Annotated in this window: 12 protein-coding genes; 3 read left to right on the top strand and 9 right to left on the bottom strand. The window is 58.0% G+C overall.

From position 1 onward, the window contains the following. Window positions 1-123: 123 nt before the first annotated feature. From ACEWZM_RS06095 to ACEWZM_RS06125, 7 genes are all read right to left on the bottom strand, one after another. A complete protein-coding gene (locus ACEWZM_RS06095) occupies window positions 124-897 on the bottom strand; it encodes a LamB/YcsF family protein (RefSeq protein WP_414005584.1) in 774 nt (257 codons plus the stop codon). Beyond that, entirely contained in the window at window positions 894-1,946 is a 1,053-nt protein-coding gene (locus tag ACEWZM_RS06100) for a 5-oxoprolinase subunit C family protein (RefSeq protein WP_414005585.1), read from the bottom strand. Before ACEWZM_RS06100 ends, ACEWZM_RS06095 begins: the two co-directional genes overlap by 4 nt. Continuing rightward, window positions 1,943-2,695, bottom strand: a complete 753-nt coding sequence (locus tag ACEWZM_RS06105) for a 5-oxoprolinase subunit B family protein (RefSeq protein ID WP_414007974.1) — start codon at window positions 2,693-2,695, stop codon at window positions 1,943-1,945. Before ACEWZM_RS06105 ends, ACEWZM_RS06100 begins: the two co-directional genes overlap by 4 nt. 160 nt (window positions 2,696-2,855) lie before the next feature. After that, the gene (locus tag ACEWZM_RS06110; RefSeq protein ID WP_414005586.1) at window positions 2,856-3,635 is read right to left on the bottom strand and encodes a class II glutamine amidotransferase; all 780 of its coding nucleotides are present in this window, start codon (window positions 3,633-3,635) and stop codon (window positions 2,856-2,858) included. After that, window positions 3,635-5,116, bottom strand: coding sequence for an aminotransferase class V-fold PLP-dependent enzyme (locus ACEWZM_RS06115; protein ID WP_414005587.1), 1,482 nt, complete (start codon window positions 5,114-5,116; stop codon window positions 3,635-3,637). Before ACEWZM_RS06115 ends, ACEWZM_RS06110 begins: the two co-directional genes overlap by 1 nt. Window positions 5,117-5,312: 196 nt before the next feature. Next, complete coding sequence (locus ACEWZM_RS06120; protein ID WP_414005588.1) at window positions 5,313-6,641, bottom strand: aspartate aminotransferase family protein; 1,329 nt, start codon at window positions 6,639-6,641, stop codon at window positions 5,313-5,315. After that, window positions 6,638-7,438 (bottom strand): beta-keto acid cleavage family enzyme, encoded by an 801-nt coding sequence (locus ACEWZM_RS06125; protein WP_414005589.1) that lies wholly within the window; start codon window positions 7,436-7,438, stop codon window positions 6,638-6,640. Before ACEWZM_RS06125 ends, ACEWZM_RS06120 begins: the two co-directional genes overlap by 4 nt. A gap of 268 nt (window positions 7,439-7,706) precedes the next feature. On the opposite strand from ACEWZM_RS06125, the gene ACEWZM_RS06130 reads away from it, so the two are divergent. Together ACEWZM_RS06130 and ACEWZM_RS06135 are read left to right on the top strand one after the other, a co-directional pair. Continuing rightward, window positions 7,707-9,104 (top strand): aminotransferase family protein, encoded by a 1,398-nt coding sequence (locus ACEWZM_RS06130; RefSeq protein ID WP_414005590.1) that lies wholly within the window; start codon window positions 7,707-7,709, stop codon window positions 9,102-9,104. A gap of 127 nt (window positions 9,105-9,231) precedes the next feature. Then, the gene (locus ACEWZM_RS06135) at window positions 9,232-9,813 is read left to right on the top strand and encodes a GNAT family N-acetyltransferase (RefSeq protein WP_414005591.1); all 582 of its coding nucleotides are present in this window, start codon (window positions 9,232-9,234) and stop codon (window positions 9,811-9,813) included. Window positions 9,814-9,928: 115 nt separating this feature from the next. On the opposite strand, the gene ACEWZM_RS06140 is transcribed toward ACEWZM_RS06135, so the two are convergent. Both ACEWZM_RS06140 and ACEWZM_RS06145 read right to left on the bottom strand, forming a co-directional pair. Then, on the bottom strand, window positions 9,929-10,957 hold the full coding sequence (locus ACEWZM_RS06140) for a permease (RefSeq protein ID WP_414005592.1): 1,029 nt from the start codon (window positions 10,955-10,957) through the stop codon (window positions 9,929-9,931). Continuing rightward, complete coding sequence (locus tag ACEWZM_RS06145) at window positions 10,950-11,279, bottom strand: ArsR/SmtB family transcription factor (protein ID WP_414005593.1); 330 nt, start codon at window positions 11,277-11,279, stop codon at window positions 10,950-10,952. The genes ACEWZM_RS06140 and ACEWZM_RS06145 overlap by 8 nt, the downstream gene beginning before the upstream one ends. Before the next feature lie 127 nt (window positions 11,280-11,406). Between ACEWZM_RS06145 and pdxR the strand changes: the two genes are divergently transcribed. Next, a complete protein-coding gene (gene pdxR / locus ACEWZM_RS06150) occupies window positions 11,407-12,882 on the top strand; it encodes a MocR-like pyridoxine biosynthesis transcription factor PdxR (RefSeq protein ID WP_414005594.1) in 1,476 nt (491 codons plus the stop codon). Window positions 12,883-12,909 lie beyond the last annotated feature (27 nt).

Here is a 12,909-nt window from a genome sequence, read left to right on the forward strand (position 1 = left end):
GATAAGCTTGTACACCAGAATAGGCGCCTCATAATAGGCTCCAACATCCAATATTAAATGAAGATAACTTAAGCATATGTTTTATAACAAAAATATCAGCATCCAATCGAAATTAGTAACGACCTAACTTCGTCGACCGTCAAAGGAGCGGATCTCAATTCCACCACCTGACAAAGCGGCACGCACCGATCGCGCCAGCTGCACAGCGGTTGGCGTATCACCATGAAGGCAGATCGTGTCTATGGCCGTTGGAATACGCGCGCCACTCTCCGTGATGATCGCGCCCTCTTCCACCATTTGCAGGATACGTGGCCCCGCGATGGCAGGATCATGGATCACAGCGCCGGGCAAGGATCGATCAACAAGCGTACCATCGTTGTTATAGGCACGGTCGGCAAAGATCTCACCACACCAACTACAACCTAGCTCGCGCACAACGTCCTCCATAGCTGTCGTCGCCAGAACCATGATGATCAGATCCGGGTCCAGATCCAGTGCCGCCTCATAACAGGTCCGCGCCATGGCATGATCCACGCAGGCCATATTAGACAAAGCGCCATGCAGTTTCAGATGTCGCACTTCACTGCCCGCCGCTCGCGCCATGCCTTGCGCAGCACCCAGCTGATAGCGGATCATATTTGCAAGCGTATCATGCGGCACCTGCATCTTACGTCGGCCAAAGCCTTGCAGATCATCAAACCCCGGATGCGCACCAATGCCAACCCCGTGATCGCGCGCCAACGCCATCGTCGCGGCCATCACATCCGGGTCTCCCGCGTGAAAACCACAGGCAATATTGGCCGAGGTCACAACATCCAACAGCGCAGCATCATCGCCCATGGTCCATGGACCGAAGCCTTCACCCATATCGGCGTTCAAATCGACGGTCTTGTTCATGTCTGGGTTCCATTTCCGGCATCATCAAAAGGGTCGGCCTCGGCAGAGATGGCTCCACCGATCAGCTGATAAGAAAGAAGATCGGCCATATCAGCAGGATCGCGCACCAGAGGCCGGCACGCCGAGGGCAGCCGCGTTATCGCCGCGTCATGTGCGGCCTGTTGCGCCAGACCTTCCTCCAAAGAGACCCAGCGAAACCGAAGTGTTGTCCCAGCGGTCGCCTGCACCGCTCGCGACAAATCGCAGGGCAGAACCGTTCCGATCCGGGGGTAGCCGCCAGTGGTCTGCGCCTCGCGCAGGAGCAGAAACGGACGACCATCGCCTGTCATCTGCACGTCCCCTGGCACGATCACCTCAGACAACACATCCAGCTGCCCTTCGGCAGCGAACCCCTCGCCCTCCGCTGTCAGTTCCAACGCCATTCGGCTCGCACGTCGCCCCGGCGAAAACAGCGTCTGGGCAAACCGGCGACGCACCCCATCTTCAAAAAGATCAGATTGGAAACTCTCGACCATTCGCAACTCACCACCAGAAGAGCGGTCCGCCACATCAAGACAAAGCCCGGTCGCCTGCCGCGCCACGGGAAGTGTCTCGTCCCCCACAGGCAGGGTGTCGCCCACAGCCACCGGCGCACCAAGTGCCGCTACCAGATGCGCGGCCCGCGCGCCCAGTCGCTCCGGAGTCGCGATACCGCCACCTACATGCAGATACCCGTAGACGCCGCGTTTCGCGGCACCGATTTCAAGCCGCTGCCCCGGTTCAATTCTGTGAGATGCATTCCAAATCAACTGCGCACCATCCAGCGTCACCGCCATCGCCGCCCCGGTTAGGGCAATACGCATGGGCTCGCTCGCTTCGAACACACCACCCATACCGGCCATCTCCAACGCCGCCATCCTGGGGTCTTGACGCAACAGAGCGGCCCCTTCAGCCAGCGCAAGCGTATCCGCCGCTCCGCCCTGTGAGAGCCCCTGCCCGAGATAACCGATGCGACCTTGATCTTGCACCGTGCAAGAAGGGCCCGCGCGCAGAACCTTCAGCGCTCTCATGCTGCGACCTCGCTCACAACGGCGCCACCTTGCTCCGCACCTATTTCGCGCAGGCGCAAAAATTGGGCCTTGCTGACAGCTTCAAACTGCAGCTCATCGCCTGCCCGCAACGCAAAAGGATCAGCGATATCCGGCTGAAACAACGTGAGAGCCGTTTGCCCGACATGCCGCCACCCGGTAGGTGAAGCAGTGGAGAACAGTACAAACTGCCGGATCGCCAGCACCAGCGCCCCCACCGGCACTTGCGGCGTGACTTGTGTCTGGCGCGGTATATCCCAGTTTTCTCCCAATGTGCCGAGATAAGGCTGCCCGGGCGCAAAGCCGATAGTCAGAACACGCACCTGCGCCGCACTCAGTTGCTCAATCGCAGCCTCTTCACTCAGGCCAGCCAGATCCGCCGCTTCCGCCAGCTGTGGGGCGAGATCGGTGCCATAAACTGTTGGTACACGCCAGAAACGCCGGCCTTGCGGCAGCGGCGCGTCGCGCCAATCTTGTGTCTGCAGCAGATCTGCCAAAATCCCGTGCAGGCGATCATGCGACAGCTCTTTCACATCGAACCGCACAAAGACTGAAGCCAGAGAGGTTGCGGTTTCTACAACTCCACTCAGGTGCAACTCATTGATTGCACTACGAAATGCAAGTGTGGCGCGGTTGGTGGCTTCATCCAGTTGATCGCCAAAGCTGACCAACATTCCTGATAGCCCGATATTTCGGATCAATGGATAGGTGGGTGTTCCTTGGCGCAACATGGTTCCTCCGATAGCGGGCATGGGCGACTTCCCGGTCCCAACGGGCCGATCAATTTTCGCCACAGGGTTGCGCCGCAAAGAGAGGATAGTCAACCGCACATTACCGCGCCGCGTCACCGTTTCTCAGAAACACGCAAGGTCTGTCATACATGATGCCGGATTAAGCAGCGAGGGCTGGGGCAAATGGCAAGTCCATGACCTCACCGTCCTCCACCACCAGCGCACGGTTCGGCTGAACCTCAATCCAGTTTCCGATATCACTGTCTAGCGGTTCAGAGGTTACAATCACCCCTTCTTTGTAGACCCGATAATAGAGGCTCGGCGCGTGTTTGTCGGAGGCATATCTCGCCGCATAAAGACGAGTACCGTCCGACCAGCAAGCGCCAAACCGCATGTGCGGTGTTGTGCCATGCTCGCGAGAGACGGCCTCGACCTGCTGTACCGCTCCCGCAACGGCGCCGATAGGATCAGCATCAAGACCCAGCCCCAGGGCAATCAGAAAAATCGCCTCACTCTCAGTCCCGCCCAAACGGTGATCATAGAACGCGTCCGGGATCATCGTATCCAACCGTTTGCGGAATTTCATATGACCGCCAGCCTGACCGTTGTGCATAAAGCTCCACTTGTCGCTCGCAAAAGGATGGCAATTGTTTCTCGAGGTCGCCGTCCCGGTTGAGGCGCGCACATGCGCCAGAAACAAGCCGGTGCGGGTATGGCGCGATATCTGCGCCAGATTCGGATCAGACCAAGCCGGGTGGGTGTCCTTGTAAAGGCAGGGTTCGGAGCGATCCGAATACCACGCCATACCAAATCCATCGGCATTGATCGGCGTCTTACAGATCAATGCATTGCGGGACTGATGCACCAGTGAATGCTCTGGCACGAACACCAGATCCTCAAGATAACGCGGGGCGCCGTTCCAGGCCAGAAGACGGCACATTAGGCCACCTTCGGCGCAAAACGCGCTGTTGCGACATCTACGTTGTAGTCATCACAGAACCGCTGCGGATCGCGCACCAGCTCACTTACGGCATGAATAATCGCATCTGCTTTCTCATCGCTTAGAGTGGCCGAGAAATTAAGCCGCGTCCAACCGGGTTTCTCAATTTCCTGACCGCCCAGAATCGCGGCACGCATCTGCGTGGACTGGGTCTGATCAATCTCCAGCAATCGGTGCGCATAAGGCCCCGCACAGGCGCAACCACCGCGAGCCTGCACACCATAGTGATCCGACAACATCCGGGTGAACAGCTGCTGGTGGATCGGCGCACCGGTTTCAGGATCTGTTACCTGAAATGAGAAGATCGGCAATTTCTGCGCAGCATTCGGGTTGCCCAAAATCTGCAGATTAGGCAGGTCTTTCCAAGCGGCAAGTGCACGCTGGCGCAGCTCTTCCTGCCGTTTGAGCATGAACGCCTGCCCCATCGCCTCTTTCACCAGCAGACACAGCGCCGCGCGGATGTCACCAACAACATTCGGAGTGCCCGCTTCTTCGCGTGCGGCGATATCGTCGGCGTAATCATGGCGCCAGGGCGAGACAAATTTCACGGTGCCGCCGCCGGGTAACGTCGGCCGGGCGCTTTTTACCGCGTCTTTGCGCAAGATCATCACCCCGGATGCACCGGGACCGCCCAGAAACTTATGCACGGAGAATACAATCGCATCTTTCTCAGCATCAGTACCTGCCGCCATATCCATCGGCAGATAGGGGCCGCCGCCTGCGTAGTCCCAGACGACCCGCGCATCAAAGCGACGCAACATCCGGCTGACCACATCAGTGTCAGTGACAATTCCGGTTACATTCGAGGCTGCCGAGAACGCGCCGATGATCAGGCGCTTCGCTTGACCGTCTTCGCCACGTTCGGCCGACAGTATAGCTTCAAGCGCTGCCATATCAGGCCCACCCTCAGCGGCTTCGGCAATCTCGACCACTTCGGCTCCGCTTTCGCGCCAAGGCAGGATATTCGAGTGATGTTCATAAGGGCCCAGGATCACCAGTGGCGCCTGACCAGAAGCAAGAGCTTCCGACACACCAAGAAGATGCACCAACCGGTTCAACCCAGCGGTCGCGCCAGATCCGGTAAATACAGTGGCGAACCGATCATCCGCACCACAAATCCGCGCGATGGTCTGGCGGGCAGAGTTGCGCAACCGGGTCATGAAACTACCACAGTAGGACGCCTCGGTATGGCTGTTCGCATAATAAGGCAGCACCTCATTCAGGACGAAGTCTTCGACTTGCTGCAGTGCCCGGCCAGAAGCGACATAGTCGGCATAGATCATCGGGCGAGGGCCGCTCGGGCCAGGCAATGCTACGCCCTCCCCAATAACGCCTGCCCGCAAACGGTTAAGACAATCGGGGCCAGCAAGCGAGGCGCTGAAACGATCAAGAAGGTCAGTGGAAGAGATATGCGCGGTCATTTGAACGGCCTTTTTGCTGTGTCACAGAAACACTACCAAGCAGAACCCGCGAATTTTCACTCAATCTGCGCAGAAAAACACATAAAGATTTACACTATGACACAACAATAGTTCATAATTCAGATCAAATACCCAAAATGGTGCGTTTGATATAATTTATTGATCGTCAATTGGACATAAAACCGTTCACTCCCATTCAAACCTGCGGCAGTACCTGCCCCAAAGCGATCTCCAATTTGTCGGTGATCTCACCGATCTGCGCCTCGCTCAGAATAAAGGGCGGCGCCAACAAGATGTGATCTCCATTGCGCCCATCCCGCGTGCCGGACATCGGATAGCAAATCAGCCCAGCATCAAAGGCCGCTTTCTTCAGCTTACCCGCGATGCCAAGGTCCGGATCAAACGGAGTTTTACTCTCGCGGTCAGCAACCAGTTCAACCCCGCGGAACAACCCCCGCCCGCGCAAATCGCCCACATGGGGCTGCTGGCCAAACCGCTCAACCAAAGCGTCATGCAGGCATTCTCCCATCTTGGCACTGCGCTGCACCAGACCACGGTCCAGCAGGGCACGCACCACGGCCAGCCCGGCCGCCGTCGCAACCGGATGGCCGATGTAGGTGTGACCATGCTGAAAGAACCCGCTGCCGTCCTCGATCGCCTTGTAGATTGCACTGCTGCACAACATTGCACCTATCGGCTGGTACCCTGCACCCAGCCCTTTAGCGATACACAGGATATCAGGCGACACACCATCAGCCTCACAGGCAAACAGATGTCCCGTACGCCCCATGCCGCACATCACCTCGTCCAGAATCAGCAACACACCGTATTGATCGCAGATCTCGCGGATGCGTTTGAAATACCCCTCAACCGCTGGCACCGCGCCCGACGTAGCCCCCACCACCGGTTCCGCCATAAAGGCCATCACGGTTTCCGGTCCCAATCGCAGAATTTCGGTCTCGAGCTCATTTGCGACCCGCTGGCCATAGTCATAGCTGCTCTCACCTTCCCCGCGATCCGCATATTCGTAACAGGGCGCTATGTGGGAAATGTCGATTAACAGCGGCGCAAACTGCTGACGCCGCCATTCATTGCCGCCGGCAGCAAGCGCACCAAGCGTGTTCCCGTGGTAGCTTTGTCGCCGCGCGATAACGTGACTACGCGCGGAATCGCCGCGCTCCAGATGATATTGCCGCGCCAGTTTGATCGCAGCTTCTGTCGCCTCTGACCCGCCAGAAACCAAATAGACCCGGTCCAGATCTCCTGGTGCATTGGCAATCAGCAGGTCCGCCAGTGCCTCGGCGGGCTCTGACGTCATAAACCCGGTATGCGCAAATGCCAGTTTTCCAACTTGATCCTGAATGGCAGCAATCACCTCGGGATCCGAATGGCCCAGACAGGACACTGCCGCGCCACCAGAGCCATCAAAATAGCGTTTACCGGTTGCATCAATAAGGTAGCAGCCATCACCCGCAACAGCGGTAGGGAGATTTGCTTTGGTGTGGCGAGGGAAAACATGGCTCATGACAGGTTTCCTTGATCATCATCAATCGCATTCGGCAGATGCCCCGCCGCGCGGGCCGTCGCCACAAAATCGGCGACCGAGGCTGCGTTATCAGCATACTCGGTTCCGTCCGGTGCCTGCGTGTTATTTTCAAACCCGATCCGCAACTGCCCACCAGCCTCTAGCCCTGCCATCAGACACGCGTGTTCGCGACGGCCAAAGGCACAGAGCCCCCAGTCCAGATCCAGATCTTCAGCCGCAACCAGAAATGGTTGCAGCTCTGCTGGGCTGGCCAGACGCGGCGGGTCATAGCGCCCCAGCACAAAGATCGCCAAACGCATGGGCGCAGGGATACGGCCCTCTGCATAGCTTGCTCGTAGCGCCTCAACACAGGTCAGATCATAAAGGATATGCTGCACATCAGTGCCCGCTTCCGCACAGATCGCATAGGCACGCGCAGCCAATTCCGGATCCCGTGCCAGTTCCCGAACCGAAATAGAGGCCGCAGCCGGGCGAAGCTCCTCAAGACAGGCAAGCTGATCCGCGACGCTGAAGATCCCAGCACTTTCTGTGGTGATCTGGATTGCCATCCCCGGAGCCGACTCGGCGACAGCCACCATCGCTTCCCGGTAGCGACCCGCATCCAACGAATGCTTGCCTTCTGCATCACGGACATGCAGGTGCAACGCATCCGCTCCTGCACGCTGGCAAGCGGCAGCGCTCTCAGCAATTTCCTGCGTGTGCAGGGGCAATCCGCGATACTGTGCCTGTTGCCGCCGTGCCCCATTGGGGGCCACCATCAGGTGATACTTCGTCAAACGCTCTCTCCGCTTTTGCAAACGCCGGATCATCGGTTGTATTTGTTCTGGATCAGGCGACGCATGTTCTCAATATGCCATTCACAGAACAAATGTTCTTTTCATCTATATCCCCGCCTGTCGCCTCCCCATGCCCCGTCTGGAACTAAAGCGCGCAAGCAACTGGACCTAGAGCAAAGCGCAAATATAGCGTTTCGTAGACAAAGGGCGAACTGACCGGTTGACCGGTGGCAGGTCGCATTTTCGAACAACTTGGAAAGGGCATGTCATGGATGGCACGTTCAATGAAAACGACCTGAGCCGGGTCATCGCCGCCGATAAGGCCAACGTCTGGCATCACCTGATCCAGCACAAACCGTTTGAAGAAAACGACCCCCGCATCATCGTCGAGGGCAAAGGCATGCGGGTTTGGGATCAGAACGGCAAGGAATGGCTGGATGCCGTCTCCGGTGGCGTCTGGACCGTCAACGTGGGCTACGGCCGTGAAGAAATCGCCAAGGCGGTTTATGACCAGCTGATGAAACTATGCTATTTTGCCCAGTCCGCAGGCTCCATCCCCGGCGCTCTGTTTGCCGAGAAACTGATTGAAAAAATGCCGGGTATGAGCCGGGTTTATTACAACAACTCTGGCTCCGAGGCGAACGAGAAAGCCTTCAAGATGGTGCGCCAGATAGCGCACAAGAAATATGGCGGCAAGAAAACCAAGATCCTGTACCGCGACCGCGACTACCACGGCTCCACACTCGCGGCCATGTCCGCTGGCGGTCAGGAAGAGCGCAACATGCAATACGGCCCCTTCGCCCCCGATTTCGTGAAGGTTCCGCACTGCATGGAATACCGCAAGCATGAGCTGGGTCTGGAGCATCTCTCCGGCAAAGAGTTCGGCATTGCAGCCGCCAACCAGATCGAAGAGGTCATTCTGCGCGAAGGTGCTGACACTGTTGGTGCGCTCTGCCTTGAGCCGGTGACAGCTGGAGGCGGTGTTATTGAGGCCCCCGAGGGCTACTGGCCGCGCGTGCAGGAGATCTGCAAACAATACGACATCCTATTGCACATCGACGAAGTCGTCTGCGGCGTTGGTCGGACCGGTACCTGGTTTGGTTATCAGCACTATGGCATTCAGCCCGATTTTGTGACCATGGCAAAAGGCGTGGCCTCCGGCTATGCGGCCATTGCCTGCCTCGTCACTACCGAGGACGTGTTCAACATGTTCAAGGACGACGCAAGCGATCCGATGAACTACTTCCGCGACATCTCCACTTTTGGCGGCTGCACCGCAGGGCCAGCGGCAGCTCTGGTCAACATGCAGATCATCGAAGATGAGAATCTGCTCGAAAACTGCATCACCATGGGTGAGCGGATGAAAGCCAATCTAGAAGCCCTGATGGAGAAGCATCAGGTCATTGGTGATGTCCGGGGCAAAGGCCTGTTCATCGGCGCAGAGCTGGTAGCGGACCGCGAAACCAAGGAACCGGTCGAAGAGAAGCTGGCTCAAGCTGTTGTGGCGGAATGTGGCAATCAGAACGTCATCATAGGCGTTACCAACCGCTCCATTCCCGGCCGGAACAACACCCTGTGTTTCAGCCCTGCTCTGATCGTCACTGCAGAAGACGTGGATAAGATCACGGACGCAGTAGACGTTGCCCTGACCAAGGTCTTCGGCTGATACCGATCTTACAGTCTAATCGATCCAGCCGATCTGGCCTGATGTAAATTTCTAAAAGTGGCCCTTTCTACAGGGCCACTTTTTCTGCATCTCTGCACCGGATTACTCTGATCAAAGGTGCACACCCATGTGGGCTTCCCCGCTCCGCCTCTCTGGCGAATCTGTCTCCCTCACCCCACTTACTCAAGACCATCAGGCCGACCTGGCCGAGGCCGCAGCAGCCGGTGAACTGCATCAGCTCTGGTACACTTCGGTGCCCCACCCCGCTGAAATGGCTGCTGAAATCGATCATCGCCAGTCGCTGCGGGCGGCAGGCAGCATGGCCCCATTTGCCATTCTTGATCATGACGGTCGCGCAGTCGGCATGACCACCTATATGAACATAGATGCCACAAACCGGAGGCTCGAGATCGGCTCGACCTGGTATCGTAAATCGGTGCAGCGCAGCGGGATCAACACTGAATGCAAATTCCTGATGCTAAGCCACGCCTTCGAGACCCTTGATGCCATCGCCGTGGAGTTCCGCACCCATCGCCTCAACCGTCAAAGCCGGGCCGCCATCGAACGGCTTGGCGCGCAGTTGGACGGTATCTTGCGCGCTCATATGATACTTTCTAATGGCACCATACGGGACACGGCAATCTATTCAATCACCGCCGCCGAATGGCCGACGATCCGCCCCCATCTCCTACATCTTTTGGGCAGATAGGGCCTGTTTCATAACGCAGTGCGCCGCGCGTCAGCCTGCGCTTGACCCAATGGGTGCAACGCATAAATGGTGCCGCAGGATCGGGCGGGATAGCCTTCGTGGCCCGCCCGCACCCTCAGATCATCTGAAACAGGATGCCAGACAGGATCGCGCCGGTGATCCCCAAGATCAGATAAGTAGCAAAAACCTGCGGTTTCACCAGCGACCAAACCGCCGCCATCGCCGGTATTGAGCTCACCGCCCCTGCCACCATAAATGCCATCGCGGCCCCGGCACTCATGCCCTGCTCCATCAGCCCCGCCAGCAAGGGCGGCGCCACATAGGAATTCAGATAGGCAGGCATCCCCACCAGCGCCGCAGTGGCGATCGGCAAGATCCCCTCCCCGCCAACCAAATTAGCAATCAGATCCGCAGGCACATAGGACACCAGTAACGCCTCCAGCACATAGGCAAGCGTCAGCCATTTAACTAGAAACAGGCCATTGCTAACGAACTCCTGCCGAAACTGACCGCGCCGCGCAGGCTCTCTCCAAAAGGCCCAGACCGGCGCCTCGGCTTTCGGCGCTCCACAGCCACCGCAACCGGAACGCGGCGCTTGCTTAAGCGGGCTGGCAAAGGCCCCGGCGCCCCGCAACGCCTTGATAGCAAAACCACCAAACAGGCCAAGCGCTACTGCGGCCACTGCCTTGGCAATGGCAAACGGCCAACCCAGGGCGGCCGCAGTGATCAGCAGCGTCGGCGGATCAATCAGAGGCGAGGCCAGCCAGAACGCCATAACCGCCGACAGCGGCGCACCCAACGCCAGTAGTCCAGCAATAAAGGGTATCACCTCGCAGGAGCAGAAAGGCGCGAGCCCCCCGAACACGGCCGCTAGGAAAATCATCCGAACTTCACGCCCCTCAAAGGCGCGCGCGACCATCACTTCTGCTCCCGTTGCCTTAAGATAAGACAGCAGCAGCACCGCAAACAAGATATAGCGACCGGTGTGCAACAGCGCCGCCGCCGCAAAGGATATCGTTGCAACCAGATTGCCGGGATCCAGCACAGCCACAGCCAGTAGGATCGCAATGCTCAGTGCCCAGGGCGTTTTCAACCAATTCACCAACGCTGATCCAGCCCCAGGGTTTTGTGTCAGTTCAGCCATCGTTCGCGGCCTCCAATGCTACGTTCAGTCCCGTTTCTTCATCTGCGCAACACTCGCTCAGAATGAACCCCGCCAATAACCGCAACTGCGTGTAATCGGCCGTATTGATCGTGCTGCGGCCATCTTTGCGCTGCACCACCAGCCCCGCCCCAACAAGCAACTTCAGGTGATGCGCCAACGTGGACGGCATAATGCCAGTCCGCTCCTGGATATCCTGCACAATCAACCCAGTGTCGCCAGCGCGAACCAGGCAGCGCAACACCGCCAGCCGCGCCTCGGACCCCATAGCGGCAAACCCGCCTGCGGCTTGTTCCCATTCCATGGTTATTCTCCTGCGTTGCAATTGATTCGACATAACTAGTTTTATAGACGTAAGAATAGATTGCAACCCTTCTTTGAAAACACTTAAGTCCAGATTGACCCCGCTTATGTCCAATATATGGTGACCCATGGGAATTTCTGTCGACACCTTCTTCCTCAATCCTGACGCACAGGGCACCCTGCAGGCGCAGATCCAGGAGATGATTGCCGAAGGCATACTTTCGGGGCGACTGCGGATGGGGGAGAAATTGCCCTCCTCGCGTAAACTGGCCGCGCATCTGGGCATCAGCCGCATCACCGTGACGCTGGCCTACACCGAACTGCTGGCCAATGACTATCTGACGTCTCGAGGGCGGTCCGGCTACTATGTATCCGAAAACGCGCCGGTTCCACCATCATACTCACCCTCACAAAAATCAGCCGATACCGTCGATTGGTCCACTGCAATTGTGCAGCGCTTCAGCGGTGGGGACACTCCGCGCAAGCCGCGGGACTGGCGCGATTATCGCTATCCCTTTATCTACGGTCAGGCAGATGCGTCGCTGTTTGACCACGCAAACTGGCGGCTGTGTGCGTTGCGCGCCTTGGGCCAAAAGGATTTCGCCGCGCTGACCAATGACTACTTCGATCAGGACGACCCGCTACTCGTCGAACATATCGCCCGCCACACGCTGCCGCGCCGCGGCATCTCGGCCCGGCCCGAGGAAATCCTGATAACCCTTGGAGCTCAGAATGCGCTTTGGTTGGTGGCACAGCTGCTGCTGAACAAAAACCGCAAGGCGGCGCTCGAGGATCCCACTTACTACACTCTGCGTGACCAGCTAATGCACCGTCGCTGTGCGATTGACTGTATTCCTGTGGATCACGACGGACTGCCACCGGAGGCGATCAGCGACGACACCAATGTAATTTTCACAACCCCCAGTCACCAAAGCCCGACCACAGCTACAATGCCGATGGCGCGGCGAAAACAGCTTCTTGACCGCGCCCGCGAGATTGATGCGGTGATTGTCGAAGACGACTATGAATTCGAAATGTCCTTCCTGGGTGCGCCCTCACCTGCGCTGAAATCACTCGATACGGACGGCCGTGTAGTCTATGCGGGCAGTTTCTCCAAATCGTTGTTTCCGGGGCTACGGCTGGGATATCTCGTCGGGTCTGAGCCTTTTATCCGCCAGGCACGCGCGCTGCGGGCAAATGTGTTGCGGCACCCGCCGGGTCATATTCAACGTACCGTCGCCTATTTCCTATCGTTGGGTCACTACGACGCCCAGATCCGCCGCATGGCCAAGGTTCTGCATGATCGCCGCTGTGTGATTGAGGATGCAGTCACTCATCACGGGCTGAGCGTGGCAGGAGTTGGCGTCTATGGTGGCTCGTCCTTGTGGATGCGGGCAAATGGGGATGTTGATACCGCTGCCGTGGCTCACGCGCTCAAGGATCAGAGCGTGCTCATCGAACCCGGCGCGCCGTTTTTTTCCACCGAAAACCGCAAGCCGAATTACTACCGGCTTGGCTATTCGTCTATCCCGGCAAACCGGATCGAGCCCGGTCTGGCCTTGGTCGCAGAAGCCCTGCGTCCCGGCCAATCACGGGTCGACTAACCGCCTCTGCTGTGCCGTCTCAAGGAC

The organism is Phaeobacter cretensis (assembly GCF_047372505.1).
Taxonomy (GTDB): Bacteria; Pseudomonadota; Alphaproteobacteria; order Rhodobacterales; family Rhodobacteraceae; genus Phaeobacter; species Phaeobacter cretensis.

Excerpts from the sequence above, each read along its gene's own strand:
- ACEWZM_RS06095 (WP_414005584.1), bottom strand. The coding sequence starts at position 897 with ATGAACAAGACCGTCGATTTGAACGCCGATATGGGTGAAGGCTTCGGT.
- ACEWZM_RS06100 (WP_414005585.1), bottom strand. The coding sequence starts at position 1,946 with ATGAGAGCGCTGAAGGTTCTGCGCGCGGGCCCTTCTTGCACGGTGCAA.
- ACEWZM_RS06105 (WP_414007974.1), bottom strand. The coding sequence starts at position 2,695 with ATGTTGCGCCAAGGAACACCCACCTATCCATTGATCCGAAATATCGGG.
- ACEWZM_RS06110 (WP_414005586.1), bottom strand. The coding sequence starts at position 3,635 with ATGTGCCGTCTTCTGGCCTGGAACGGCGCCCCGCGTTATCTTGAGGAT.
- ACEWZM_RS06115 (WP_414005587.1), bottom strand. The coding sequence starts at position 5,116 with ATGACCGCGCATATCTCTTCCACTGACCTTCTTGATCGTTTCAGCGCC.
- ACEWZM_RS06120 (WP_414005588.1), bottom strand. The coding sequence starts at position 6,641 with ATGAGCCATGTTTTCCCTCGCCACACCAAAGCAAATCTCCCTACCGCT.
- ACEWZM_RS06130 (WP_414005590.1), top strand. The coding sequence starts at position 7,707 with ATGGATGGCACGTTCAATGAAAACGACCTGAGCCGGGTCATCGCCGCC.
- ACEWZM_RS06135 (WP_414005591.1), top strand. The coding sequence starts at position 9,232 with ATGTGGGCTTCCCCGCTCCGCCTCTCTGGCGAATCTGTCTCCCTCACC.
- ACEWZM_RS06140 (WP_414005592.1), bottom strand. The coding sequence starts at position 10,957 with ATGGCTGAACTGACACAAAACCCTGGGGCTGGATCAGCGTTGGTGAAT.
- ACEWZM_RS06145 (WP_414005593.1), bottom strand. The coding sequence starts at position 11,279 with ATGGAATGGGAACAAGCCGCAGGCGGGTTTGCCGCTATGGGGTCCGAG.
- pdxR (WP_414005594.1), top strand. The coding sequence starts at position 11,407 with ATGGGAATTTCTGTCGACACCTTCTTCCTCAATCCTGACGCACAGGGC.